General features: G+C 61.2%; 18 protein-coding genes. 12 read left to right on the top strand and 6 right to left on the bottom strand.

The features are described from left to right. The first annotated feature begins 183 nt into the window (after window positions 1-183). Together moaC and LGH74_RS01000 are read left to right on the top strand one after the other, a co-directional pair. Window positions 184-675, top strand: a complete 492-nt coding sequence (gene moaC / locus LGH74_RS01005; RefSeq protein ID WP_226170546.1) for a cyclic pyranopterin monophosphate synthase MoaC — start codon at window positions 184-186, stop codon at window positions 673-675. Next, window positions 665-1864 (top strand): NTP transferase domain-containing protein, encoded by a 1200-nt coding sequence (locus LGH74_RS01000; RefSeq protein ID WP_226170543.1) that lies wholly within the window; start codon window positions 665-667, stop codon window positions 1862-1864. The genes moaC and LGH74_RS01000 overlap by 11 nt, the downstream gene beginning before the upstream one ends. Before the next feature lie 163 nt (window positions 1865-2027). Here the strand turns inward: LGH74_RS01000 and LGH74_RS00995 are convergent, their stop codons facing one another. Next, window positions 2028-2444, bottom strand: coding sequence for a molybdenum cofactor biosynthesis protein MoaE (locus tag LGH74_RS00995; RefSeq protein WP_226170540.1), 417 nt, complete (start codon window positions 2442-2444; stop codon window positions 2028-2030). A gap of 17 nt (window positions 2445-2461) precedes the next feature. Continuing rightward, window positions 2462-2704 carry a MoaD/ThiS family protein gene (locus LGH74_RS00990; RefSeq protein ID WP_226170537.1) on the bottom strand — a complete coding sequence of 81 codons (243 nt, stop codon included), beginning with the start codon at window positions 2702-2704 and terminating at the stop codon, window positions 2462-2464. A gap of 135 nt (window positions 2705-2839) precedes the next feature. Between LGH74_RS00990 and moaA the strand changes: the two genes are divergently transcribed. The 5 genes from moaA (at window position 2840) to LGH74_RS00965 (ending at window position 6674) form a co-directional block, all read left to right on the top strand. Further along, on the top strand, window positions 2840-3847 hold the full coding sequence (moaA, locus tag LGH74_RS00985; RefSeq protein ID WP_226170535.1) for a GTP 3',8-cyclase MoaA: 1008 nt from the start codon (window positions 2840-2842) through the stop codon (window positions 3845-3847). Between the two features lie 277 nt (window positions 3848-4124). Further along, window positions 4125-4931 carry an alpha/beta hydrolase gene (locus LGH74_RS00980; RefSeq protein WP_226170533.1) on the top strand — a complete coding sequence of 269 codons (807 nt, stop codon included), beginning with the start codon at window positions 4125-4127 and terminating at the stop codon, window positions 4929-4931. A gap of 91 nt (window positions 4932-5022) precedes the next feature. Continuing rightward, on the top strand, window positions 5023-5583 hold the full coding sequence (locus tag LGH74_RS00975; RefSeq protein WP_226170531.1) for an RNA polymerase sigma factor: 561 nt from the start codon (window positions 5023-5025) through the stop codon (window positions 5581-5583). Window positions 5584-5587: 4 nt separating this feature from the next. Beyond that, the gene (locus LGH74_RS00970) at window positions 5588-5887 is read left to right on the top strand and encodes a hypothetical protein (protein ID WP_226170529.1); all 300 of its coding nucleotides are present in this window, start codon (window positions 5588-5590) and stop codon (window positions 5885-5887) included. Between the two features lie 88 nt (window positions 5888-5975). Then, the gene (locus LGH74_RS00965) at window positions 5976-6674 is read left to right on the top strand and encodes a ClpP family protease (protein ID WP_262904520.1); all 699 of its coding nucleotides are present in this window, start codon (window positions 5976-5978) and stop codon (window positions 6672-6674) included. 237 nt (window positions 6675-6911) lie between these two features. Here LGH74_RS00965 and LGH74_RS00960 read toward each other — a convergent pair whose 3' ends face one another. Beyond that, window positions 6912-8093, bottom strand: coding sequence for a putative sulfate/molybdate transporter (locus LGH74_RS00960; RefSeq protein ID WP_226170527.1), 1182 nt, complete (start codon window positions 8091-8093; stop codon window positions 6912-6914). 101 nt (window positions 8094-8194) lie between these two features. Continuing rightward, on the bottom strand, window positions 8195-9304 hold the full coding sequence (gene moeB / locus LGH74_RS00955; RefSeq protein WP_226170525.1) for a molybdopterin-synthase adenylyltransferase MoeB: 1110 nt from the start codon (window positions 9302-9304) through the stop codon (window positions 8195-8197). A 200-nt stretch (window positions 9305-9504) separates the two neighbouring features. Here moeB and fdhD point away from each other — a divergent pair, with 200 nt between their 5' ends. From fdhD to LGH74_RS00930, 5 genes are all read left to right on the top strand, one after another. After that, complete coding sequence (gene fdhD / locus LGH74_RS00950; protein WP_226170522.1) at window positions 9505-10374, top strand: formate dehydrogenase accessory sulfurtransferase FdhD; 870 nt, start codon at window positions 9505-9507, stop codon at window positions 10372-10374. 168 nt (window positions 10375-10542) lie between these two features. Further along, entirely contained in the window at window positions 10543-10866 is a 324-nt protein-coding gene (locus LGH74_RS00945) for a DUF7009 family protein (RefSeq protein WP_226170520.1), read from the top strand. A 56-nt stretch (window positions 10867-10922) separates the two neighbouring features. Next, complete coding sequence (locus LGH74_RS00940) at window positions 10923-13484, top strand: FdhF/YdeP family oxidoreductase (RefSeq protein ID WP_226170517.1); 2562 nt, start codon at window positions 10923-10925, stop codon at window positions 13482-13484. Window positions 13485-13662: 178 nt separating this feature from the next. Then, complete coding sequence (locus tag LGH74_RS00935) at window positions 13663-16653, top strand: PAS domain-containing sensor histidine kinase (protein WP_226170514.1); 2991 nt, start codon at window positions 13663-13665, stop codon at window positions 16651-16653. A 325-nt stretch (window positions 16654-16978) separates the two neighbouring features. After that, complete coding sequence (locus tag LGH74_RS00930) at window positions 16979-17572, top strand: hypothetical protein (RefSeq protein ID WP_226170511.1); 594 nt, start codon at window positions 16979-16981, stop codon at window positions 17570-17572. On the opposite strand, the gene tamL is transcribed toward LGH74_RS00930, so the two are convergent. Next, entirely contained in the window at window positions 17569-19935 is a 2367-nt protein-coding gene (gene tamL / locus LGH74_RS25035; RefSeq protein WP_226170508.1) for a translocation and assembly module lipoprotein TamL, read from the bottom strand. The two genes, LGH74_RS00930 and tamL, sit on opposite strands and share 4 nt — an antisense overlap. A gap of 38 nt (window positions 19936-19973) precedes the next feature. Further along, window positions 19974-25205: a translocation/assembly module TamB domain-containing protein gene (locus tag LGH74_RS00920; protein ID WP_226170505.1), complete on the bottom strand. Its 5232-nt coding sequence runs from the start codon at window positions 25203-25205 to the stop codon at window positions 19974-19976. Window positions 25206-25440: the final 235 nt, after the last annotated feature.

The raw sequence follows: 25440 nt of genomic DNA, 5'->3' as shown, positions 1-25440 counted from the left end.
AAATACGTTAGGAGGGCACGGCGAAAACCAACGCAAAGTACGCCGGAACGGATGTAGCCGGCGCGCAAGGTAGCCAACGGCCCATTGCCGGCCGGTGCCGCTACCTTTAGGCTTTCGTTACGTTAGCGGGATGCCGGCAACTTTTGCCCCGCCTCTCGACTTTCCAGCTATACGCTTCTACTCATGTCTGATTCTTCCCGCTCCCTGACTCACATCAATGCCGCCGGCCAGCCCGCCATGGTCGATGTTGGGGCCAAAACCCCGACCCGCCGCGTGGCCCGGGCCCGCAGCCGCGTGGTGCTGGGCCGTGAAATACTGGCGCAGGTGCAATCCGGCGACCTGCCCACGCGCAAGGGACCGGTGTTTCAGACGGCTATTCTGGCCGGCATTATGGCCGCCAAGAAAACGGCCGACCTGATTCCGCTCTGCCACCCGCTGGGCCTCGACGACTGCCAAGTACAGATTGAAATTGTGGGGCCCGATGCCATTCACATCATCTGCACGGCCACCGTAACGGGCAAAACCGGCGTGGAAATGGAGGCCCTCACCGGTGCTTCCGTGGCGGCCCTCACCGTGTACGATATGTGCAAGGCCCTCTCCCACGACATCGTGATTCAGGAAACCCGCCTGCTGGACAAAACCGGCGGCAAAAGCGACTTTCATCATGTCGACTAACCCAACTTCTGCTACCCTAGCCGGTAAGCCCCGCACCAAGCACGCCGCCCTGGCAAGGCCTGCCATTGGCGAATTCGGCCGCCACGAGCTGGCTATTCTGGGGGCACCCTGCGGCAAAATAAAGGACTTGGTAACGCGCCTGCTGCCCCTGCTGACGCCCGCGCTGAGCGTGGGCTACGTGGATGCCGACCACGCCGCCGGCGACGATGCAGCCGACGGTGGCGCGGGCGGAGCCAGCCCCATCATGCAGGCCGGAGCCAGTGCCGAGCTGACCGATAAAATCACCTTCCGCCGGGTAGACCAGCGCCGGGAGCTCAACGGATTCTCGCAAAAGGAGCTGCTGACTCACCAGAGCCTGGTGCTGGTAAACGGCAACCACTTCCGCGCCAAGCAGCAGATTATTATCCTGGACCCGGCCAAACCGCTGGAGAAGAAGCTCGACCGGCTCACCGACGTACAACTGATTCTGCTGCCGGAAGGTGTACGGGAACTGCCGGCGTACCTGCTCACGCACTTTGCCGAAAAGGGCCAGATTCCAACTCTGCTCCTAGACGATACCCAGGCCATTGCGGAGTTCATCGGGGAGTGGTGGCAGCTGCACCGGCCGCCGCTGCGGGGCCTGGTGCTGGCCGGTGGCCAAAGCCAGCGGATGCAAACCGACAAGGGCCGCCTCAACTACCACGGCCTGGAGCAGCGCGAGTACGCGGCCCGGCTGCTGGCTACGGTGTGCACCGATGTGCTGGTATCGTGCCGCCCCGACCAAGTAGCCGACCTGCCCGCCGGCCTGCAGCCCCTGCCCGACCGGTTTCTGGAGCTGGGTCCGATGGGCGGCATCCTCTCCGCTTTCCAGCTCGACCCCAACGCGGCCTGGCTGGTAGTAGCCTGCGACCTGCCGTTTGTGTCGGAAGCCACGCTGCAGCACCTGGTGCAGAACCGCAACGCTGCCAAAGTTGCCACCGCCTTCCAAAGCTCCGAAAATGAGTTTCCCGAGCCCCTGATTACCATTTGGGAGCCCCGCAGCTACGGCACGCTGCTACGGTTTCTGGGGCTGGGCTACTCCTGCCCCCGCAAAGCGCTTATCAACTCCGACATCGAGCTGCTGGCCGCCCCTGCGCCAGGCGAGCTGCGCAATGTGAATACGCCCGAGGAAGCCGCCACGGCGCGGCAGGAACTGGGTGCTAAAAGCTAGAAAACCAGCTCCCCTCCTTTTTTCAAGGAGAGGCTAGGGGTGATTGAAATGGTCGAACGACTTTTAGAATTAGCTCTAGCCTAAAACTCGTTCTGGCGTATCAACCACCCCTAGCCCCTCCTCATCTGAGGAGGGGAACCGGTTTTCTAGCTGTAAAACCGACCTACGGGTGGGCGGCTACCCACACGGAGCCGTCTTCGTACTCTTCCTTTTTCCAGATGGGCACTACCTGCTTGATGGTGTCGATGATGTACTGGCAGGCGGCAAAGGAGTCGGCGCGGTGGGGCGTGGAAACGGCCACGACGACGGCTACGTCGCCGATTTCGAGGCGGCCCTTGCGGTGCGTAACGGCCACCTGGCGCAGCATGGGCCACTTTTCCTGGGCCTGCTCGGCCACGCGCCGCATCTGCTTGATGGCCATGGCATCGTAGGCTTCGTAGTCGAGACGCACCACGCGGCGGCCAGTGCTCTGGTTGCGCACGGTGCCGATAAACGTGTTGACGGCCCCGGCCCCATCGTCCTGCACGGACGCCAGCACGGCGGCCACGTCGATGGGCTGGTCGGTAAGATGTATGTGCATTATCTAGGATTAAGAATTTACCCCCCGCTCACCGGCGGAATCAGGGCTACTTCGTCGCGCTCCTGCAGCTGGTAGTCGTCGGCGGCGTAGTCGCTGTTGACGGCCACGGCAAAGCTGGTTAGCTCGTTCAGGGCCGGGTAGCGGGTACGCAGCTGGGTTATCAGGCCGGCCACCGATTGGGCGTCGGGTGTGTCGAGGTCGAGCGAGGAGCTGCCGACTATTTCTTTGGCAATGCCAAAAAGCGCAATTTTCAGTTTCATTTGTTTGTCTGTACTCCGGAGGCAGTATACGCGGCCGGCGCCGGAACAGAAAAGCCGATTGCCGGTTTTTTGTTCGGCATCCTTTACCTGCTGTCTGCGTTGAGGCAGTAGTTGCTATTTTTTCCGCTGCTGTTTATGTCCGTTGCTTCTCCTGTTTTATTCGATAACCACGGCCGGCCGCTGGAATACGTGCGCCTGGCCGTTACGGACCGCTGCAATTTGCGCTGCTTTTACTGCATGCCCGAGGAAGGCATCCAGTATTTGCCCAAGCAGGAGCTGCTGACTTACGAGGAAATGGAGCGGGTAGTGGGCATTCTGGCTGGCCTGGGCGTGCGCAAAGTACGCCTCACCGGCGGGGAGCCATTCGTGCGCCGCGACTTAGTGCCCTTCATCAGCCGCCTCAGCGAGATTCCCGGCATCAACGATATCAGCCTGACTACCAACGGCGTGCTCACCGCACCCCACATTCCGGAGCTGGCCCGCCTGGGCATCCGCACCGTGAACCTGAGTCTCGACACGCTCGACCGTGCCCGGTTTGCCCGCATCACCCGCCGCGACGAGCTGCCCCGGGTGCTCGACACGTTTTATGCCCTGCTGGCGGCCGGTATCAAGGTCAAGATAAACGCCGTGGTAATGGACGGGCAGAACATCGAGGACCTCGTGCCCCTGGCCGAGCTAACCCGCGAGCTGCCCGTAGACGTGCGCTTTATCGAGGAAATGCCCTTCAACGGCGGCAGCCACGGTGCCATCCAGATTCCGTGGAGCCACCTGCGCATCCGGGAGCATCTGGAGCAGCATCTGGGTCAGCTCACGCCCATTGCTACCAAGCCCGGCGACACGGCTTCGCACTACACCGCCGCCGGCCACCAGGGCCGCATCGGCATTATTGCGGCCTACTCGCGCACCTTCTGCGGCACCTGCAACCGCCTGCGCCTCACGGCCGAAGGTGGCCTCAAAACCTGCCTCTACGACCAGGGCGTGCTCGACGTGCGGGCCCTGCTGCGCGGCGGCTCCTCCGATACCGAAGTAGCCGCTGCCTTGGCCGCCGCTTTCCGCCACCGCGCCGCCAACGGCTTCGAGGCCGAGCGGCAGCGCCCGGTGCATCAGCTCAGCTTCGAGTCGATGAGCACGATTGGCGGATAGCTTTTTAATGTACTGATGTGGTGGAATGTGGGTAATGTGCTAATGCCAAACTCGTGTCATTCCGCGCATCAAGCGGCATCAATCCGTCTTCTGCGCAGTACGACCTGACCTTTTACCAGAAAGCCTTTTCCTTCACAAGCAGGAAAGGGCTTTTCACATTAGGACACTCGGCACATTTCAGAGGACGGATTGCAAGGGCTTCGCCTCGCAAGGACAGCTAGAGAAACGGCAGCTTAACCACGGCGGAAACGGCGGAAACTTCGTAACCTTAGCTGCTATGAAGGTCTTGTTCGGAATTGTTGGGGTTGTGGCGCTGCTGTACGTGGCGGTGCTGGTGGTGCTGTATTTCAAGCAGGAGCGCCTTTTATTTATACCCACCAAGCTGCCCGCCGACTACCGCTTCAGCTTCGTCCACCCAGCCGAGGAGCGCTGGATAACCACTCCCGACGGCACCCGCCTGCACGGCCTGCTGTTCCCCGCCGACTCATCGGCCCCGCGCGGAATAATTTTCTACCTGCACGGCAATGCCGGTGCCCTCGACAGCTGGGGCGACGCGGCCACGCTCTACACCCGGCTCGGCTACAGCGTGTTTATGCTCGACTACCGGGGCTACGGCAAAAGCGGCGGCAGTATCAGCAGTCAGGAGCAGTTTCTGAGCGACGTGCAGGTGGCTTACCGGCAGCTACTGACCCAGTTTACCGAGGAGCAGATCATCATTCTGGGCTACTCCCTGGGCACCGGCGCGGCGGCGTGGCTGGCGGCCCAGCAGCACCCCCGGCTGCTGCTGCTGCAGGCACCCTACTTCAGTATGCGGGCTACCGCCCGGCAGCATTACCCCTGGGTGCCGGGCTTTATCGTGCGCTACCCCTTGGGCACCGATGCGGTGCTGCCCCGGGTGAAGTGCCCCGTTGTTATCTTCCACGGCGAGCATGATGAGGTAATCGACTACCAAACTACCCTGCGACTCAAAGCATTACTAAAGCCCCAGGACCAGTTTATCACGCTGGCCGGGGCGGGCCACAACGGCATGACCAGCAACCCCGACTATCAGCGGGCAGTCCAGGAAATTCTGGGCCGGCCGTAGCGAAGCAACTTTTTTTTACCGGTTCCGGGTGATACTTGCGCCAAACGCTGATTAACCAGTAGAACCTCCTCACTCGTCCGGCTCAGCACTCATGGAAACTTCGGCCTCTCTGCGGCACGCGCTGCTTACCCAGCGCGAACCAACCCTCACCCGGATTTACCAGCGCACTTTCCCGCTGGTGCGTCGCTACGTGCAGCAGCACGGCGGCTCGGCGTCCGATGCCAAAGACGTATTTCAGGATGCGCTGATTGTATTTTACGAAAAAGCCGCGGCCGAAAGCTTCGTGCTTTCGTCGTCGGTGAGCACCTACCTGCTGGGCATTGTGCGCAACCTCTGGCGGCGGGAGCTGAACCGCCGGAGCCAGCTGCCCCTCACCGACCTGAGTGAGGAACACGCCCAGCACATGGCCGAGGAAGCTGAGCCGGCTGCTGATGGACGGGATTCTCTGCCGGTGCTCGACTACGTAGCCCAGCTCGGGGAGCGGTGCCAGAACCTGCTGCTGGCCTTCTACTACTTCCAGCAGCCCCTGGAGCAGATTGCCGGCCGCCTGAACTACGGTAGCATCCGCTCGGCCACGGTGCAGAAGTTTAAGTGCCTGGAGCGCCTGCGCAAGTCGGTGCGCACGGCCGTGGCCCACGCTGTAGCCCACTAACGCCATGCGCCCCGCCCTCGAACGTCTGCAGCTCATCGAGCACCACCTGCTGGGCCGGCCCACGGCGGCGGAAGCCGCGCAGTGGCGCGTGCAGCTCCTCACCGACGCCGAGCTGGCCGCCGACGCCGCTACCCAGCAGCAGCTCTATCAGGCTTTGCACGAAGCCGGCCGCCGGCAGCTGCGCCACGAGCTGGAGCTGATTCACCGCCGATTCGAGCGGCAGACCCGGCGGCGCGACTGGCTGCAAACGACCACCAATCACCTGCGCCGGGTATTTAGTCGCCAGCCCAGAGCCAGCCAGTAGTCTTTCCTTTTCCAGCTTTTTACTCCCTATTCTGCCTTGTATGCAAGGCGGCCGGGCTTCTCTTGTCCCTTCTTTCCCCTCTTTTACAATGCTGAACTCCCAGGAATTCCGAAAATTTGCCGTGCACGGCCAGGGCGTTGCCGGATCCAACATCGACCGGTACCAGCACCAGCTCGAAGGCCGGTTTTACCCCCAGGTTACGGGCATGACGCGCTCCGTCATTGAGGAGCGGCCCACGCGCTTTGCCGAAATCGACGTGTTTTCGCGCCTGATTATGGATCGGATTATCTTTCTGGGGCAGGCCGTCGACGACAATATTGCCAACATCATCAACGCCCAGCTGCTGTTTCTGGAGTCCGTCGATGCCAAGAAGGACATCCTGCTCTACATCAACTCGCCCGGTGGCTCAGTGTACGCCGGCCTGGGCATGTACGACACGATGCAGTACGTGAATCCCGACGTAGCCACGATTTGCACCGGCCTGGCCGCTTCGATGGGGGCCTTTCTGCTCTGCGGCGGGGCCATCGGCAAACGCTCGGCCCTGCCCCACGCCCGCGTCATGATTCACCAGCCCTCGGGCGGCGTGCAGGGCCCCTCGGCCGATATTGAAATAACGGCCCGGGAAGTGGTGAAGCTGCGCCAGGAGCTCTACCAGATTTACGCCGACCGCACCGGCAAGACCTACCAGCAGATCCACGACGACTCGGACCGTGACTACTGGATGCGCGCCGACGAGGCGAAGGAGTACGGCTTGATCGACGAAGTGCTGGAGCGCGGCAAGGAATAGGTAGCCCTACTAGTAGCACTGACTAAAAACGAATGTTTTTGAGCTCAGCTATTGTAGCAACGCTCAGAAATATTCGTTTTTAGTCAGTGCTACTGGTGCGGAGCTCGGAAACATTCGTTTTTGTTCTCCGCAACTGTTCCAGAGCTTATAAATATTCGTTTTCGGGCTCCGCAACAGTAGCAGAGTTCGGAAACATTTGTTTTGAGGCTCCGCTACTACTGCATTGCAGCCCGCCGCTTACTTCCCCAAGCCCACCCAGCCGCGGCGCATGGCGTAGTACACGGCCGTGCCCACTACCAGGCCCACCAGATAGCCGTAGGGCAGGCCGCTGCACAGCACGCCCACGAGCAAGGCCACCGTCAGGTCGGCTTTACTCGTGGTCAGGTCACGCAGGAGCGTGGCCAGGGTGAGGGCTTCGAAGAGCAGCAGCACGCCCAGAATGGGGAGGGGGAAAATCTGGACGATGTCGGCAAAGCCCTGGCTGAAAAACAGGCCGAGCACCAGGAACAAGCCGCCGTAGAGAATAACCGAGCCGCCGGTGCGGGCCCCAAACGCGTAGTGCCCTACCATACCGCCCGAGCCGTGGCATACCGGAAAGCCCCCGAAAAACGGCGCTACTACATTCATGAGTCCGTAAGTAAAGCTGATCTGGCGCACCGTGACCTGCTTTTCGGGGTAGTGGTCGTGAATGACCTGGCGGGTGGCCAGAATGGAGTTGCCGAGCGACAATGGAATCTGGGGCAGGGCCAGCAATAGGGCCCCGGTGAGGATGTCGGCGCGCTGCGGTACGTGCCAGCTGGGTAGGTGCAGGCCAATGGCCTTTTGGGCGGTAGCCAGGTCAAGCTTGAAAACCAGCGCGTAAACGATTCCCAGCAGGATAACCAGCAGCGAGGCCGGCCAGCGGCGGTTGCCGAGCAGCAGCACCGTGACGACAAACGCGGCGGCGGCCAGGGCGTAGCCGGGGGCGCCATCGGCGGGCACGTATTCTTTCAAAGCCAGCGTAGCCAGCTGCAACGCCAACCCAAACTGAATGCCGCGCACCACGGGCTTGGGAATGAGCCGGGCCAGGGCATCAATGAGGCCCGTGACGGACAGTACCAGCATGCTTACCCCAATAGCCAGTCCGCCGCCGAAGATGATACGGCCGGGAATTTTCTGGGCAATAACCAGGGCGGCAAAGGCCTTGAGTGGCTGCACCGGCATGGGCATACCGTACCAGAAGCCCGAAAACATCTGGAGCAGCCCAAACACGATGAGCAGCCCGGCACTATCGACGCCGGAGGCCGCAATGACGCCGATGAGCAGCGGCAGATCGGTGCCCAAGTCCCCGAAAGCCCCGGCCAGCTCGTTCCGGTCGAAGCGGATGCGGCGGGCAGGCGTAGCGGGTTGAATGTTGGAAGGCAGGTGAACGGAAGGCAAAGCAAGTCGAGCTAAAATTTCTTGTAGCGCGAACTGGGTAGTTCGCGTGGCTGAACGATTATCGTTCCGATGCGCGAACTACCCAGCTCACGCTACTTCCTCTACCCCACGGGCATAGCCGGGTCGACCTTTTCGGCCCAGGACTGGATACCGCCACTCAGGTTCAGCAGGTTATCGAAGCCGTGCTGCTGCTGCAGCTCCTGAATGGCCAGGGCACTGCGCCGGCCGCTGCGGCAATACACTACGATGGGATGGTGGTGCGGCAACTCGTTGATGTGCTGGCTCAGGCTGCTCAGCGGAATAAGGGAAGCGCCAGCCAGGTGGCCCGCTTCGTATTCGGACAACTCGCGCACGTCGAGCAGAAACGGCGGCACTTCGGACGTTAACTGCTTCTGTAGCTCCTGGGGCGAAATAGCCGCTACGGCCGACTGGCACAGCTCGGCGTAGTCGGCCGCGTCGGCGGTATCGAGGTTGATGGCGGCCCGCTCGGGCTGGCGGGCAAAGCGTAGTGTACGGGTCTGAAACGAGAGGGCGTCGAAAAGCCAGAGTCGGCCGCTGAGCACGTCGCCGAGGCTCAGAATGACTTTGAGTACCTCCGTAGCCTGGGCACAGCCCACCAGCCCCGGCAGCACGCCCAGCACCCCGATAACCGAGCAGTTGGGTGCTTCGGCGGCCGAGGGCGGCTGCGGAAACAAGCACCGGTACGTGGGTCCGCCCTGGTAGTTGAATACCGAAACCTGGCCCTCGAACTTGTAGATGGCACCCGAAATCAGGGGCTTGTTCAGGCTCACGCAGGCGTCGTTGAGCAAGTAGCGGGTCGGGAAGTTGTCGGACCCATCCACCACCACATCGTAGCGGGCTACCAGCTCGCGCACGGCGGCCACATCTACGCGGCGGGGCGTTACTTCGCATTGCACCAGCGGGTTGAGGCGCTGCACGGCGCGGGCGGCGGCTTCGGCTTTGTTCTGGCCCAGCTCGGCCGGCCCAAACAGAATCTGGCGCTGCAGGTTGCTCATTTCCACCTGGTCGCCGTCGGCAATGCCCAGGGTGCCCACGCCGGCGGCAGCCAGGTATTGCAGCACCGGGCAGCCCAGGCCGCCGGCACCCACTACCAGCACCCGGGCGGCTTTCAGCTTTTCCTGCCCGGCCTCCCCTATTTCGGGCAGCTGCAGATGGCGCTGGTAGCGTTGGCGTTCGTCGGGAGTAAGCATTACAGGAATGTTGAAGGCTGATGGTTGAATTTTATGACAGCATCGGTAGCAGGGCCGCAGTATCTGGCCCTGGCATACGGCATATCGGAGGTTGCTTTCCAAACTTACGGGCAAACCGAAAGTTATTCTCCTATTCCGGGGCAAGTACGTATCCGCGGGGCAGTGTTATCATCCAACAGTTAACAATTAACAACCCACCAATGCCCACCCCGCCCGTTTTTCTGCCCCCCACCAGCTACGACTACTGCACGGTACAGCGCGTGGCGGGCACGCAGGCCACCGAAGCCTCCGACGTGGTGGCGGCCGAGGAGCCGCTGGAAATCCGGCTGGGCTACGGGCCGGCCGGGCAGCGCGAGCACCGCACCCTGGCCATTACCATGCGCACACCCGGCCACGATATGGAGCTGGCCGCTGGCTTTCTGCTTACCGAAGGCATCATTCACAGCCGCGCCGCGCTGGCCGGCATCCGCTACTGCCCCGACGTGACCAAGGACGAGGAGCGCGAAAACGTGGTGCGGGCCGAGCTGGCCGAAACCGTAGCCGTGGCCCTGCCCCGCCTGGAACGGCATTTCTATACCAGCAGCAGCTGCGGGGTGTGCGGCAAAACCAGCATCGACGCGGTGCATGCCGCCTCCTGCCCGGTGCTGCCCACCGACGGGCCGTACGTGGAAGCGGCCATTATTCACGAGCTACCGGAGCGGCAGCGGGCGGCTCAGGCGTTGTTTGAGCAAACCGGCGGCCTGCACGCAGCGGCCCTGTTTTCGCCCACCGGCGAGCTGCTGCTGCTGCGCGAAGATGTGGGTCGGCACAATGCGCTGGACAAGGTAATTGGGGCGGCGCTGCTGCACGAGTGGCTGCCGCTGCACAACGTAGTGCTGCTCGTAAGCGGGCGGGCTTCGTTTGAGTTGGTGCAAAAGGCGGCCGTGGCGGGCATTCCGGTGCTGGCCGCCGTGGGTGCCCCCAGCAGCCTGGCCGTGCGCGCCGCCCACGACTTTGGCATGACGCTGCTGGGCTTCGTGCGCCAGCAGCGCTACAATATTTACTGCGGCGCGTGGCGTATTCGGGTATGATGCTTATAAAAACCCGTCATTTAAAAGAACGTCATTCCGAGCTTGCCGAGGAACCGAAGGAAGGCGTAGCCAATCTCGCGGGCTGAGGTTGCCGGAGTAATCTACTTACCATGGCACGCGAGATGTCTCCCGCTGGTCGCCATGACGTCCCTACCAAACCTCTCAGAAATGAAGCTTCGAATTGAAGACAACTCCCTGCGCCTGCGCCTCTCGGCAGCGGAAGTAGCGCAGTTTACCGCCGCCGGCCGCCTCGAATCGGTGGTGCGGCTGGGGCCACTGCCCACCGACCGGCTGACTTACGCCCTGGAACAAGTCGACGCGGCGGAATTCCAATTCAGCTACGCGGCAGGCAGCCTCACGGTGCTGGTGCCGGCGGCGGCGGCTACGGCCTGGCTAACGACTGAGCAGAACGGGCTTTCGGCCTCGGTGGCGGTAGCCGAAAACCAGGCGCTGCGTATTCTGGTTGAAAAGGACCTGGACTGTCGCCACTAACGGGCCCCGCGCGCCGTATTACCTCCGAACCCACTCTGCTGCCGAACCCCACAACCATGGAAGAGTCCCCGAAGTCAGACCCCGGCCAGGCCGGCAAGCCCCAGGAGCAGAAAGCCGAAAACGCCCCTAAAAGCGGTGAGCGGCCCAGCCAGGGCACCGCTCCGGCCCCCGACCACTACCGCCCCGACCCTCAGGCCGAGCGCGACGAAAGTACCATCCAAGCCCCCGACGTAGTGAATGCCAAGTACAAGCACCCCATTCTGGCCCAGCCGCCCGAGGGCCTCACCGGGCTGCGCCTGGAAGAACAGCAGAAAGTAGCCGCCGGCGTTACGGCCGTCATCAAGTCGATGGAGTTTAGCTGGAGCGAAGGCGGCCTGAGTCGGGGCACGCGCGGGCTGCTGAGCATGAACCAGAAAGACGGCTTCGACTGCTCCAGCTGTGCCTGGCCCGACCCCGACGACCACCGCTCGGTGGCCGAGTTCTGCGAAAACGGCGCCAAGGCCACCGCTTCCGATGCCGACGACAAAGCCGCTGGCCCCGAGTTTTTTGCCCGCTATAGCCTGGCCGAGCTGTCGAAGATGACCGACCGGGACCAGAACAACGCCGGCCGCCTTACCCATCCGCTGGTGAAGCGCCCCGGCGACAACCACTACTCGCCCATTGAGTGGCCCGAGGCGTTTAAAATCATTGCTGACCACCTCAACGCCCTGGATTCGCCCAACGAGGCGCTGTTCTACACCTCGGGCAAGGTGCCGAATGAGCCAGCGTTTCTGTTCCAGCTGTTTGCCAAGCTGCTCGGCACCAATAACCTGCCCGACTGCTCGAATATGTGCCACGAAAGCAGCGGCGCAGCCCTGAGCCCCACGCTGGGTTTGGGCAAAGGCTCGGTAACGCTCAACGACATTCACGAGGCCGAAGTAATCCTCATTATTGGCCAGAACCCGGGCACCAACCACCCGCGCATGCTCACGGCTTTGCAGAAGGCCAAGCGCAACGGAGCCAAAATCATTGCCATCAATCCGCTGCTGGAAGCTGGCCTGGTAGCCTTCAAGAATCCCCAGGATTTTATGAACCCACTCAAAGCCCTGGGCGCTTTGATGGGCGACGGAACCCAGATAACCGACCTGTTTCTGCAGGTGCGCGTGGATGGCGACATGGCCCTGCTGCGCGGTATTATGAAGCATCTCTTCGAGGCCGAAGACCTGAACCCAGGTTTGGTCGTCGACCGGCCGTTTATTGATAAGTATACCACCGGCTTCGAGTCGTTTGAGCAGAATATCCGCAACACGAGCTGGGAGGACATCGAGGAAATCAGCGGCATTTCGCGGGCCCAGCTGCTGGAAGCGGCCAATATGCTGGCCCGCAAGCAGAAGATTATTACCTGCTGGGCCATGGGCGTCACGCAGCAGCGCCAGGGCGTGCAAACCATCCAGGAAATCGTGAATCTGCACCTGATGAAGGGCGCCATCGGCAAGGCCGGCGCGGGCACCTGCCCCGTGCGGGGCCACTCCAACGTGCAGGGCGACCGGACGATGGGCGTGTGGGAGCAGCCCACCAAGGAGTTTCAGGACGCGCTGGGCAAGGAGTTCAATTTCCAGCCGCCCTACGAGCACGGCCTTGATACGGTAGAAGCCATTAAGGCCATGTACAAGGGTAAAACCAAGGTGTACTTCGGCCTGGGCGGCAACCTGCTGGCGGCTGGCCCTGATACCGAAGTTATTGCCGAAGGCATGCGCAAGCAGAAGCTGACCGTGTTTGTGGGTACTAAGCTTAACCGCGGCCACCTGACCACCGGCGAAACCAGTCTGCTGCTGCCCTGCTTCACCCACGCCGACGTGGACATGCAGAAAAGCGGCCACCAGATGACTTCCTGCGAGAATTCGATGGGCGTAGTAAGCCAGAACAAGGGCGTGCTGGTGCCGCTGCCAGGCCAGATGATGAGCGAAGTCGCCATTCTCTGCGGGGTGGCCATTGCCACGCTGGGCAGCAAAATCGACATTGCCGACTGGGTGGCCATGACGGAAAACTACGACGTTATCCGGGACCATATCAGCCGGGTTATTCCGGGCTTCGAGAACTTCAACGAGAAGCTGCGGCGGCCCGGCGGGTTCTACCTGCCCAACGGCCCCCGGGAGCGGAAATTCACGACCAAGAACGGGAAGGCCAACTTCAGCACCACCGAGCTGGAGAAGTACACCCTGGAGCCCGACCAGCTGGTGCTGATGACCGTGCGCAGCCACGACCAGTTCAACACCACCATCTACGATTACAACGACCGGTACCGGGGCGTGTTTGGCGAGCGGCGGGTGCTATTTATGAACCGCCGCGACATGGCCGACCGCAGCATCAACGCCAAAGACCTTATCGACATTACCAGCCATTTCAAGGGCGACACGCGCACGGTGGAGAAGTTCATTGCCGTGCCCTATGATATTCCCCGGGGCAACGTGGCGGCCTACTTCCCCGAAGCCAACCCGTTGGTGCCCGTGGCCAGCGTGGCCAAAACCAGCAACACGCCCACCTCGAAGTACGTGGTGGTAACGGTGGTGCCCACCAAAACCGCCAACGCCACCCGCAAGGAGCTGGAGACGCGGGTGCAGGCCCGGGAATTGGCTTAGAACAGACTTCGTTTGCAGCCTGAGCGGCGGGCGGCCTTGGTGGCCGCCCGCCGTTTTTTGTGGCCACGCCCCTGCATTCAGCATGGCTGGCCCGTTCCGAATTGCGCTTCGGCCGCGCGGCGCTGGGCCGTAAGTCGTACCTTGTGGAGGTCTTACTACTGCTGTATACTTTTGTCCTATGTCAACTCCCTTGGGTGCGGTGCTGCCAGCCGACGTGGCTCCTTCCGAGGAGCTGCTACAGGTGCTGCTTACGATTTCCCTGTCGGGCGTTATCCTGTTTCGGCCGGTGTTTTCTGCGCCCGAAGCCGATATTATTGACCTGGCATATGTGCGCCTGAACCCGGCCGCCCAGCAGATGCTGGAGTTGCCGGCCCAGCCCGCCGAGTCGTTTCTGACGCTGTACCCGGCTGCCCTGACCATGGGTATATTCGACTTCTACAAAGCTGCTTTCCTATCGGGTGAGGTGGCGCGCCAGCAGTTCAACTACCAGCACGACGGCCTCGACGGCTATTTCTACCTCGTAGCCCAGCGCCACGGCCCGCTGCTGGTCGTCAGCTTCACCGATACCAACGACCAGTCGCGCACCGCCGTGGAGGAAGCCCTGCGCGTAAGCCAGGCGCGGGAGCAGCAGGCTCGGGCCGAGGCCGAGCTGCAGCGGGCCCAGCTGCACAACGTGCTGCTGCAAGCCCCGGCCATGATCTGCATCTTCGACGGGCCCGAGCACCGCTTTCAGTTTGTAAATGGCCCGTATCAGGCTTTGGTAGGTGAGCGGCCCTTGCTGGGCAAGCCTATTGCCGAAGCCATGCCTGAGCTCAGGGGTCAGCCCATCTTCGAGCTGCTCGACAGCGTGTACCGCACCGGCGAAACGTTTTACGCCACCGAGATGCTCGTGCAGCTCGACCACGACAATGCCAGTCCGGCCGAGCTGGAGAAGCGTTACTACAACTTCATCTACCAGGCCCGCCGTGACCTGCGCGGGGCCATCGACGGTATTCTAGTGTTTGCCTACGAGGTAACACCCCAGGTACAGGCCCGCCGGGCGGTGGAAGAAAGCGCCCGGCAGCTGGCTGCCCTAAACACGGCCCTAGACCATACGAATGCCGAGCTGGCCGCCCTCAACCAGGACTTGGAAGCACGGGTGGCGCAGCGCACCCACGAAGCCCAAACCGCTCTGCTGGAAGCCGAGCACCAGCGCGAGCAACTGCGGGTGCAGCAGGGCCTGCTGCGCCAGATTCTGGGCCAGGTACCAGCCTCCATTGCCACACTGGCCGGTCCCGAGCACCATTTTTCCTTCTTCAACGACCAATACCTGGCCCTGACCACGGGCCGGGCCCAGCTAGGGCTCACGGCGGCGGAAGTTCTGCCGGAAGTAGTAGAGCAGGGCTTTATCGAACTGCTCGACCAGGTGTACGCCACCGGTGTGCCGTTTGTGGGGGCCGACACGCCCGTGCTGCTGCACGACGACCACGCGGGCCAGACAAAGCAGCACTTTCTGGATTTCGTGTATCAGCCGCTCTTCGACGAAAACCGGCAGATCCAGGGCATTCTGGCCTTTATCGTGGATGTAACCGAGAAGGTGCAGGCCCGCCGCCAGGTAGAGCAGCTACAGGCCCATCTGCTGGCCACAGCCCAGCACCGGGCGCAGGAGCGCGAAGATCTGTACCAGGTATTCGAGCAGGCGCCCACCGCCATTATTCTGCTTCGGGAGCCGGCCCACCGCATTGAGTACTTCAACCCGGCCTACGACCAGCTGTTTCCCGGCCGCTCCCGGCGTGGCCACACCCTGGCCGAAACCCAGCCCGAAGCCGTAGACCAGGGCCTGATTGCCCTGCTCGATGAAGTGTACCAGACGGGTAAAACCCACACTAGCCCCGAAATACCCTTCGAGCTAACGTGGCCCGATGGGCGGCCGCGCCCCGTGTATTTCAACTTCACTTACCAGGCCTACCGCGAAGATGACCGTATCGTGGGCGTGTCCATCTTCGCCTTCGATGTAACCGGGCAGGTAATGGCCCGCCAGCACAGCGAAGCCACCGCCGGGCAGTTGCGTCTGCTCACCGATGCGCTGCCCGTGCTCATCGGCTACCTCGACCGGGAGCGGCGCTACCGGTTTGCCAACCGCGCCTACGAAAGCTGGTTCGGCCAGGTACCAGAGAAACTGCTGGGCCGTCCGGTGCGCGAGGTGGTGGGCGAAAAGGCCTACGCCGCTGCTCAAGGCTACATGGACCGGGCCCTGGCTGGTGAGCAGCTGGAGTTTACGGCCCGTATGCCCTACCGCGAGGGGTTTGTGAAGCACATTCACACCAACTACATTCCCGATGTGCAGCACGGGCAAGTGCTGGGCTTTTATACCCTCGTCACCGATATTACGGACCAGGTGGTGGCCAGTGAGCGGGTGCAGGCGCTGAATGAGGAGCTGGCGGCCATCAACGAGGAAATGCAGGCCACCAACGAAGAACTGAGCGACACCAACAACCGCCTTTCCCGCACCAACGCCGACCTCGACACCTTCGTCTATACCGCTTCCCACGACCTGAAGGCCCCCATCAGCAATATCGAAGGGCTCCTAACGGCTCTGCGGGAGCAACTGCCCGCCGAAGCCTTGCGCACCACAATGGTGCCGCACATTTTGAACCTGATGCGGGATTCGGTAGCGCGTTTTCAGCAAACTATCGGGCACCTGACTAACATTACTCAGCTGCAGCACTCCGATGCCACCGGCCCCGAAATAGTGGACGTGGCCGCGCTGGTGGAAGATGTGCGGCTTGACCTGGACCCGTTACTGGCTGCCGCCCAGGCCCGCCTGACCGTGGTGGTAGAGCCGGGCTTGTGGGTGCAGTTTGCGCCCAAAAACCTGCGCAGCATCGTGTATAACCTACTCAGCAATGCCGTAAAGTACTGTGCCGCCGACCGGCTGCCCATCGTGGAGCTGCGCTGCTACCGCACCGACACCCGCGTGGTGCTGACCGTGCAGGACAACGGCCTGGGGTTGAGCCTCGACCAACAGGGTAAGCTTTTCCGCCTGTTTCGCCGCCTGCACACCCACGTCGAAGGCTCTGGCGTGGGGTTGTACACGGTGAAGCGCCTGGTCGAAAATGCGGGTGGCACCATCACGGTGCACAGCCAGCCCGACGAGGGCGCCACCTTCACCGTTTCGCTGCCCGGCTAGCCCTGGCAGAGCAGCATTATTCTGCCAACATCATTGAACAGACGATGCCCCGCGCTGGACCTGCGCGGGCTGGCGGCTAGTCTGTAAGTGGTGCGCAATGCCGCCCAGAAGCTGGTAAGTGAAATAAATTCTGGTGACCTCCATAAAAGAGGGCTGTGCATTACGTCACAGCCTTTTTGCTTCTGCTGCTTTGGGTAAAAGCGCCAGTTTACCTTCTATTGCCTTGCTGAGGCGAAACCATAACGGCCACGATTTGAGCGCAGTCATACCACTGGAAGCAGCCTTTCTTCGTAATCTTGTGCTTTGCCTTCTACACCTTGCCGCTATGTCTGCCGATTCCGAAATATCCGTCTTCACGCACCACTTCGGCCGCCCGGAACCCGCGGTGCCGCCCGGTGACTTCTTCGCCGATAAGTTTGACAAAAGCCTGTGGCGGATGATGTACGACGAGGTAGGCGCGGGCTGGTACCGCAACCGATTTCTGTACCTGTTCGGCGCCGAGCTGCCCCAACTAAACCCAATACTGGAAGTCTGGAACGGAATAATGGCTGCCGATGTAGAGCGCACCGTTATTGGGCGCAATGCCTACGGGGCGTTGCTGGTAGCCGAAAGCACCACCGAGGAAGGCACCGACGCGCCCATCGGCCTGCTCGACCCGTGGCAGGGCACCTACACCAAGTACGAGGGCCTGGATTTTGCCAGCCTGCTCAGCGACTGGCTCCCGGAGAATCAGCTGCCGGGCTTTCTGGATGATGCTGTATACACGGCCTTCCGGCAAAGCGGCGGCCAACTGGCCGACCACGAAGTGCTTGCAATACAACAGCCACTCAGCGGGGGCGGCACACTAGAGCTGGGCAACTTTCAGCCGGAAGAAGTTCTGGCTTTCCACCAACGCTTAGCCGCTGGCAACGCTACTTAGAAAGGATAGCCAATAGCAATATTGAGGCGGGGCGACGACTTTACCGCGTCGGCCAGCTTGTCGCCGGTTACTGGGTCCCGTACTTCGCCCGTGTCGTAAGGGTAGCGCAATGGGTAAGCCATATCGAAACGGATGACGAAGAACTGCACATCGATGCGGATACCGGCACCGGCGCCCACGGCGAGTTGCTTCATAAAGCTTTTGGGGTCAAACTGGCCACCGGGGCGCTTGTCGTCAGGGTTTACTAGCCAGATGTTGCCAGCATCTACAAACAAGGCACCTTTCACGTAAGGAAACAGATCCTGGCGGTATTCGGCGTTGGCTTCGAGCCGCACGTCGCCTACCTGGTCGTAGAACTGCGTGGACGTTTCGCGCGAGGTAGTGGGACGGTAAGAGCCTGGCCCCACACCCCGGGCGGCAAAAGCCCGCACGCTGTTGGGCCCACCGATACCGTACTGTTTCAGGTAAGGCAGCACTTTAGAATTGAGGTAGGGAATACCAGCCCCAATAAGCACGCGGGTGGCAATCTTGTTGCCGCTGGTGGGGTCGGGGGAAATCCGGAAGTAGTTGCGAAACTCCAGGTCAACCTTGGTGTACTGCGAGAATTCCTGCTTAAAAAACGTGTATGCCTGGCTGTTATCGGCTGGGTTGGTTGTCTTTTCGCGGCCAGCCAGGTTACTGGCCAGGTAAGCCAGGTTGCCCGAGCCTTCGATGCCACCGCTAAAGTAAATCTGGTTGCGGCGCTGTTCCAGAGCCTGCTGGTTGTAGGTATAGCGGTAGCTGCTGCCCAGAATAAACTGCTGGCGGAAACTGTTGGCCAGAAACGGCCGGTCAACAAGCAATTGGTCGAACTCGGGACTGGTGGTGCCCAACCGGATATATTGCAGGTCGATAGGGCGCAGCTCCTGCTCATTGGTAAGCTTGGTTTTCCAGGTGTAGCCGTAGTTCAGGCTCACTACATCTTCCTGAAAAGCGCCTACCCGCTGCACGTAGCGGTAGCCGGCCCCAAAGCTGGTGCGCGGTTGGAAGTCGGAGTTGCGCAGCTGGATGTCGAAGGGTGGCGTGAGTAGGCGCGGCACTACCAATTGGGCATCTACCCCAATCTCATAGCTGGTAACGCCAATGGTGTTGGTATTCGACTGGGTTTGGTTTTCGAAGGTTCCGGTCAGGTTTACCAGCAGTTGCTCGGCCCCGCGCAGCGCCGAGCGGTTGCGGTACTGCACCTGAAAACCCGGCCCCGTGAAGCCATTCGACTTGCTCACGAGCAGCACCTCGGCCCGCAACGACTGCTTGGGCACCTGGGTCATCCGGATAAAGGAGTTCAGGAAGCCATAGCCGGCCGAATCAGCCTTGGCGCGGGCGGGCCTAAAGCGCATATCCACGAACTTGAACGTGCCCAGGCTCATCAGGCGGCTCAGGGTCTGGTCGGAGCGGCGGCGGCGGTACACGCTGTCGGGAAACAGGAACGTGGCGTTGGTAATGGCGCTGGCCTTGAATACCTTCTCGTCGGGGAAGTAGCGGTACTTCTGATAGATAACCGGCTTCTGGTTCTGGGTGGTGTCCGAGAGGTTGTAGCTGGTGTTCAGCGTCACATTGTTGAGCACGTAGGGCTTGGCCGCACGGGGCGGAATCGTGCCTTTCACCTTCAGAAACACGTTTACCTGGTTGTCGAGCGTACTGTCGACCTGGAACAGCAGGTAATCGGGCGTGAAGTAATAGTAGCCCTGGTTTTTGAGCACCCCGTCGATGCGGGCTCGCTCGTTGATGAAGGTCTGCAGGTTGTACGGGTCACCCACTTTGAGCAGCGAGGCCGACTCGGTGGCCCGAATGGCGCGGTCAACCAGCGTGTCGCGCTCCGGAAAGTGAATTTCCTTAATGGTGTAGGGCTTGCCAACCTTGGCGGTGTAATCGACTTTGGCCGTGGCGCCCTTCACCTCCACCTTGCTGCTTACCGTAGGCTTGAAGTAGCCGTTGTTGTTGAGGCGGTTTACCATCAGGCTTTTTACCTTCTGGGTGTCTACCTGGCTCAGGAGCACGGGCTTCTCGCCATACTTATTGGCCAGCCAATGGCCCAGGCCTTTGGTTTTGCCCTCGCCCATGTGCCAGAAATACAGCTTGGGCCGCAGCCCCAGAATGGAGGCGTTGGGCTTGGGAGCAATTACGGCCGTCAGCTCAGTATTCAGCGCGGCCTCGTTGGGAATCGGGCTGTCGGACTGCACCTTTACGGCACCGCCGGTGTAAAGCTTCGCACCTTCGGGAATGAATTTCGTACCCGAGCAGCCACTGGCCAGCAGCCCGGCTGCCACGGCCAGGAGGCGCGGCCACGAAACGGAAACAACGGAAGAACGGCGAGCTACTGACACAGAACGGAACTAGATGAAAACGGCGTAAAAACGAAAAATTAGCGGCTGGTGGTGGTTTGGGGCTGGGCCCGTACCGAGTCGCGGCGCGTTACGGCGCCGGGCGTCTGGGTCGAGTCGGGAGCAGCTTTCTTCTCCTGCCGGCGCTGGCGACGCTCTTGCTTCACTTCCTCCTTCACCACGTCGTCGATGCCCTTGAAAAGGTCGGCCAGGTCGCGGTAGTCGCGTTGGAAGATGAGCGAGGCCCCAGTGCGCACAAACTGGCCGTCGATGTCGCCGTAGGCGTTGTTGCGGAAAGCCCGCAGGCGAATCCGGCCGTTGGCCAGCACGTTGTATTCCACGCTCACGTCGCCGGCAAAGCTGCTCACACCGCCGCTGTTTTGGCCGGTTGAGGCCTGGTTGCCACCACCCAACGGCACGTCGGTACCGAGGCGCACGGTCAAGCGGTTGTTGAGCAGCTGGCGACGCACGGCCACGTTCAGGTCGGTGCGGGTTTTCTCGGCGCCCGAAGAGTAGTCGGCATAGGAATTCACACCCAGCTCCACGCCCAGGTTCGACAGGTAGCTGCCCGTCAGGTTGTTGAGCTGCTGGGTAAGCACTTGGCTGGCTGAGCCCCGCAGCTGGTCGGCCACAATGTTGCCCCCGCTCGACTTAAACGGATCCTGCGACATAAACCGGTTCAGCACCAGCAACGAGAATACCTGCTTGTTTAGCTCAGTGGTTTCGCTAGGCTGGCGTAGCTGGGCTAGGCGGGCCTCAATGGGGCCGCGCAGCTCACTCCGGGCGCTTTCGGGCAGCTTGATATCGAAACCAATGGTGGGCTTGAGCAGCTCCCCGGTCACGTTCAGATACACCTGGAACGGCAGCTGGTTGCGGCCCACGGCTTGCAGGGTTTCGTCGGCCAGGCCCTGGGCGGCCAGCAGCTCGGCTGGCGGCGCTTTCACGTTATAAATAGCGGCCACGTTGAGCTGGGCATTGTACGGGTCCCCGGTCCAGACAATGGAGCTGCCGGGGCCAATGGCAAATTCGCGGGAAGCCAAGTCGTAGAGCGACAAAGCGTATTTGCCCTCCGTCACATCGAGGCGGCCGCTGAGCGTGATGGTGCCGCTGGGGTCGATGGCGGTGCGGAGCGTGCCGGCGGCCCGCACCTGCAGGTTGTCGCCACTGGCCTGGTCGATGATGATAGTGAAGGGCGTGTTGTCATTCACGGTTACGACGGCCGATATGTCGTAGCCGGGGGCGGTTTTCACCGAATCAAGGGCTAGTTGCCGGGCCAGCATAGTATCGATAGGCGCGCTTTTGTCGATAAACTGCACGATGCCTTCGCCATTTACCAGACCAGCCTCGTCGTTTGGCACCGCTACTTTCAGGTCGGAGCCCTCGGCTACCACGGCCCGGGTACGCACCACGGGCAGGGTCATATTACCCGAAATCCGGGTATCCGAATCGACCACCAGCTTGCCCCAGAACAGCGGGTTATCCTGCTGGGAGCTTTGCACGGCCAGAAATTTATCGGTCGTCACATTCAGATTGAAGCGGTAGTCATCCACGTAGTTGCGGGTGAATACCGTGCCGGCCACCACGGCCTTGTTGCCCAGCGAGTCAATCACCGTGAAGTTGTCGAAAGTGAGGCCCTGGGCCCCGAAGTTCACCGTCTGGCTCGGCACGCGGTAGGGCGCACCCAACTGACTCACGGTGAAGCCCGCATCGGCCGTCGTGGTTAGAGCCCCCTGAATAAGCGGCCGGCTGGCCGTGCCCGTCACGTTCAGATTGCCGGTCAGTCCGCCCGTCGATTCGCGCAGCTGGCCGGCCGAGAACGGCTCCGCGGTTTTAATGTCGAGGCGGTTAACGGTAATGGCAAACTGAATCGGGTCGGGCGGCGTGGCCAGGTAGTAGCCCACGGCCCGCACATCGGTACCCGAGGCGTTGGTCAGGCGGGCGTCCACGTCGTAGCGGTTAGGCGTGGGGTTGGTGGCTTTCAGCGTCACGTCGCCCAGCAACGACTTGTTGTAGGCGAAGTTGGTCAAAGCCAAATCGGCGGTGAAGGCCTGCTTGGGCTTGCCGATGCTGAAGGCCACGGCCTGCCCGTTGAGCGTGCCGGCCACCATCGAGTCGGGCATGCCGCCGGCTTTGGCCAGGCCGTTCAGGTCGAAGTTGGTAATGGTAGCCTGTAGCGGGTATTGGGCACCGGGCAGGGTTTGCAAAGCCAGCACCTGGTTGCCCTGACTCAGGCGTACGTTCTGGGCCAGAATAGCGCCGGTAGCCGTGGTGTAGCGCACCTCGTTGTTGGGCTCCACGTTCCATTTCTCATTGTTCAGCACTAGGTTTGGCCCAAAGCTGAAGGCGTAGGCATCTCCCTGGTTGAAGACCTGCAGCACCCCGGCCACATTCAGCAGCTGGGCACTGTCCGACTCGGCAATGCGCAGGTTGGTACCAATCTTATTGTTGGCAATGCTGCCCACCAGACTGGGGTTGGGCAGACGCAAGGAAGTGTCCTGGCTAGCCTGTCGCAGCCGCACGGCGTAGTCCAGCTTCTGCGCATCCGACGACACGTTGAGCCGCAACGAATCCAGGGTGTAGGCATCGTAGCGAATCAGCGGAATGCGGCTGTTCAACGTCAGGTTGGCGGCGCGGCTGTCGTAGCTGCCGGTCAGCTTGAAGGGCGAAATCTGCTTGAGGCCCGGTACCAGCTGAGTGGCAATTTTCGGGTCTTTCAGGTTGGCATCGAAGGTAAACTGCCGGTACGTGCTAGAGGCCGTGTAGCGCACCCCGGGCAGGTCGAAATATCGGTCGATGTGGCGCTGTAGCTCCAGGGCAATGTCGCCCAGGCGGGTGTTGCCGCGTAGCGTGGCATCCAGCACGTTAGAGGCAAAGTCAACCTCAGTGCGGCCCGGTCGCTGCAGAATTCGGCCACTGAGCGAGTCGAGGGCAAAGGGCTGGTTGTCTTTCACAATTACGAGGCGGCGGCCCGAGAACGTGCCGTTCAGTGAGTTCAGGTCCGAGCCGCTGATGTTGGCCTGCAGGTCGCCCTGGATGCGCAGGTCGCCGCCGGTGTAGAAGCCCAGGGCGGTGAGGTTGGCCCCGCGCAAATTGAGGCGGTCTACGGTGTAAGTCGGGTTGTTGGCGTCGCGCAGATTCACGGTAGCCAGCAGGTCCAGGTTCAGGTTGGGGTCGTCCTTGCTGCGGGCATCCACTTTGTAAATCTGCCGGTCAATGTCCACGTTAGCCGTAATGCCGCGGTAGTTGTAGCCGTTGTACTGGGCGCTCTGCACGTTAGCCACCAGCTTGCCGCGCATCTGGGCCGGGTCGAGGCCGCGCGCGTTCAGGCGGCCGTTGGCCGTAATTTTGCCAATGGTCGGGTCGCGCAGAAACTTGCCTACGTCGAGGCCCTGGGTGGCAAAGGTGGCCGTAATCGGCTCCTGCCCTTTCGGGCCCGCCCCCATATCCACCTTGGCCGTGGCGTTGCCGAAGCTGGTAGTAGCGCGCAGGTTGGCGTCGAAAATCTGGGCCGTGGGTCGGCCTTTAAACGTGCCGGCCACTGTCATGCGGGCTGGCAGGCGGTATTCGGCCGGAATCGTGCCTTTCGGCAGCAGGCTTTTCAAATCCGCATCCGAGGTTGAAAATTGCTTGATGTTCAGATCGGTGTACAGGCGCCGGTCGGTTTCGGGCAAGCCCACGATTCGGCCGCTGGCCTTTACCACCGTATTGCGGAAGCCCACAAAGTCCAGATTCTGAATGCGCATATCACCCACACGCCCGGTTACTTTGCCGCTCACTAGCACCGACTGATTCGCACCGGTATTGAACGGCGGCGTACCGGCCAGGTCGGGGGCCAGGTAGAGGATGTCGCGGAAGCCGAGGCGCACGTTGCGCAGGTCGCCCTCGATGCCCAGATTGGGCAGCTGCTTGGTGTCGGCCAGCGCGTCGAGGCTCTTGTAGCGCATGGCCAGCGTCTGGCGGATGCGGGTGTGGGGCGTTATCAAATCCAGGTTATCCAGCCGGGTCTGCACCGAGTCGAAAATCACATCAGCCGTGGCGCTCTGCACTTGGAAGCCACTCTTCTCCTTGCCCGCCAGATTCACAATACGGCCCGTGGTGCTATTCTCGGAGTAAAACAGATTCTCCGTATTCAGCACCAGATCCGTGAATTTGAGGTGATTGTAGTCCATGGCCGGCACGCGGGTGCGCTGCTTGGGCTCGTCGAAGTTGTCGAAGGCCACGTCTACCCCGCTGATGTCAGACTTCTTGAGCGTAACGACCCAGCTGGTAGACGCGCCGGTAGCTTTTTCCACCGACTCATTTAAATCCCGCACTGCTTCGGCCGGGTTGACTACACGCTGCTCTACCGGCACATTCTCGTTCTGGGCGTAGGCCACCGAGGTGTTGCGCAGTGTGAGGGTGTTCAAATCGATGCGCGACTTGATCAAATCGATGTTGTCGGCCGTAGCTTGCGCCTCACCGATGCGGGTGCTGATAAACTGCGCGGCCACGTTGTTGCGGTACGTCAGACTCACGTTATTCAGCGCGGCGCTGTTGAGGCCAAACACGGTCGTTAGTGGCTCGGAAGGCGTGTCCGGCGGCACCTTGGTTTGCACTATCCCGATGCTGGTGTTTTTCAGCGCGGCCGTATTAATCCGGTAAATCGACTGATCCACGTCCACCTCATCCATCGTCACGGCTAGGTCGCCGACTTTGGTTTTAATGTCGTTGCCGTCAACCTGGTCCTGGTAAGTGAGGTAGATATTGGACAGGTGCAGGTCGCCGATGTTGTATTTGAAGCCGCCCGTCGAGTCGGCTGGCGCGGTGGTTGTGGTGTCACCAGAAGTAAAGGCCGCCACGATAAAGTCGTAGTTCGACACGCTGTCGGGCTCGGTACGCTTGATGTGCAGCGTACCGTCATTCAGCTCCAACGACTTCACGTTGATCTGGGATTTGGTCAAAGCCCACAAGTCCAGATTCAGGCCCAGATGACCAACGGACAGCAATGTATCGCGCTGCTGGTCTTCCAGATACACATTATCAAAGGAAATGGCATTGCGGAAGTCGGTACGGAATTTTCCAATCCGCACTTCCGTGCCGAGCTTGTCGCGCAGGTAGCCTTCGGCCTTGCGGGCCACGAAGTCCTGGGTAGCCGGAAACTGCAAAGCCACGACTGCCCCGATTACCAGCAGCAGCACAAAGGCCACAAGCCCCAAAACGGTGTAAAGGGCGCGGCGGGCGTAGGTAGGTAGAGAGTTAATGGCGCAACGGGAGTAAGAGGTACGCGTGTCCAAACGCAAAACCAAGGCCGCAGGTTGGCCTGGCCCGGCCATAAAGCCGTTCGGGGCATCTGGGGTTTCGCGCTAAAACATAGCGTTTCCATGATAATGCAAATCAGTAAAAATCGACCACGCCTACACCCGAGCCCGACCAAGGGATAAAAAACTAATTTACAGACATTTATATTGCGCCGCAGAATTCTGAAATACCGCAATTAACTACGCAACTAATCAATTCGGGCCGGCCGGT

Origin of the sequence: Hymenobacter lucidus (assembly GCF_020447265.1) — a bacterium.
GTDB lineage: Bacteria > Bacteroidota > Bacteroidia > Cytophagales > Hymenobacteraceae > Hymenobacter > Hymenobacter lucidus.
This window is presented reverse-complemented; position numbering and strand designations above follow the sequence as displayed.

What these genes read in the sequence shown, in the direction of transcription:
- moaC (WP_226170546.1), top strand. Translation starts at nt 184, where the DNA reads ATGTCTGATTCTTCCCGCTCCCTGACTCACATCAATGCCGCCGGCCAG.
- LGH74_RS01000 (WP_226170543.1), top strand. Translation starts at nt 665, where the DNA reads ATGTCGACTAACCCAACTTCTGCTACCCTAGCCGGTAAGCCCCGCACC.
- LGH74_RS00995 (WP_226170540.1), bottom strand. Translation starts at nt 2,444, where the DNA reads ATGCACATACATCTTACCGACCAGCCCATCGACGTGGCCGCCGTGCTG.
- LGH74_RS00990 (WP_226170537.1), bottom strand. Translation starts at nt 2,704, where the DNA reads ATGAAACTGAAAATTGCGCTTTTTGGCATTGCCAAAGAAATAGTCGGC.
- moaA (WP_226170535.1), top strand. Translation starts at nt 2,840, where the DNA reads ATGTCCGTTGCTTCTCCTGTTTTATTCGATAACCACGGCCGGCCGCTG.
- LGH74_RS00980 (WP_226170533.1), top strand. Translation starts at nt 4,125, where the DNA reads ATGAAGGTCTTGTTCGGAATTGTTGGGGTTGTGGCGCTGCTGTACGTG.
- LGH74_RS00975 (WP_226170531.1), top strand. Translation starts at nt 5,023, where the DNA reads ATGGAAACTTCGGCCTCTCTGCGGCACGCGCTGCTTACCCAGCGCGAA.
- LGH74_RS00970 (WP_226170529.1), top strand. Translation starts at nt 5,588, where the DNA reads ATGCGCCCCGCCCTCGAACGTCTGCAGCTCATCGAGCACCACCTGCTG.
- LGH74_RS00965 (WP_262904520.1), top strand. Translation starts at nt 5,976, where the DNA reads ATGCTGAACTCCCAGGAATTCCGAAAATTTGCCGTGCACGGCCAGGGC.
- moeB (WP_226170525.1), bottom strand. Translation starts at nt 9,304, where the DNA reads ATGCTTACTCCCGACGAACGCCAACGCTACCAGCGCCATCTGCAGCTG.
- fdhD (WP_226170522.1), top strand. Translation starts at nt 9,505, where the DNA reads ATGCCCACCCCGCCCGTTTTTCTGCCCCCCACCAGCTACGACTACTGC.
- LGH74_RS00945 (WP_226170520.1), top strand. Translation starts at nt 10,543, where the DNA reads ATGAAGCTTCGAATTGAAGACAACTCCCTGCGCCTGCGCCTCTCGGCA.
- LGH74_RS00940 (WP_226170517.1), top strand. Translation starts at nt 10,923, where the DNA reads ATGGAAGAGTCCCCGAAGTCAGACCCCGGCCAGGCCGGCAAGCCCCAG.
- LGH74_RS00935 (WP_226170514.1), top strand. Translation starts at nt 13,663, where the DNA reads ATGTCAACTCCCTTGGGTGCGGTGCTGCCAGCCGACGTGGCTCCTTCC.
- LGH74_RS00930 (WP_226170511.1), top strand. Translation starts at nt 16,979, where the DNA reads ATGTCTGCCGATTCCGAAATATCCGTCTTCACGCACCACTTCGGCCGC.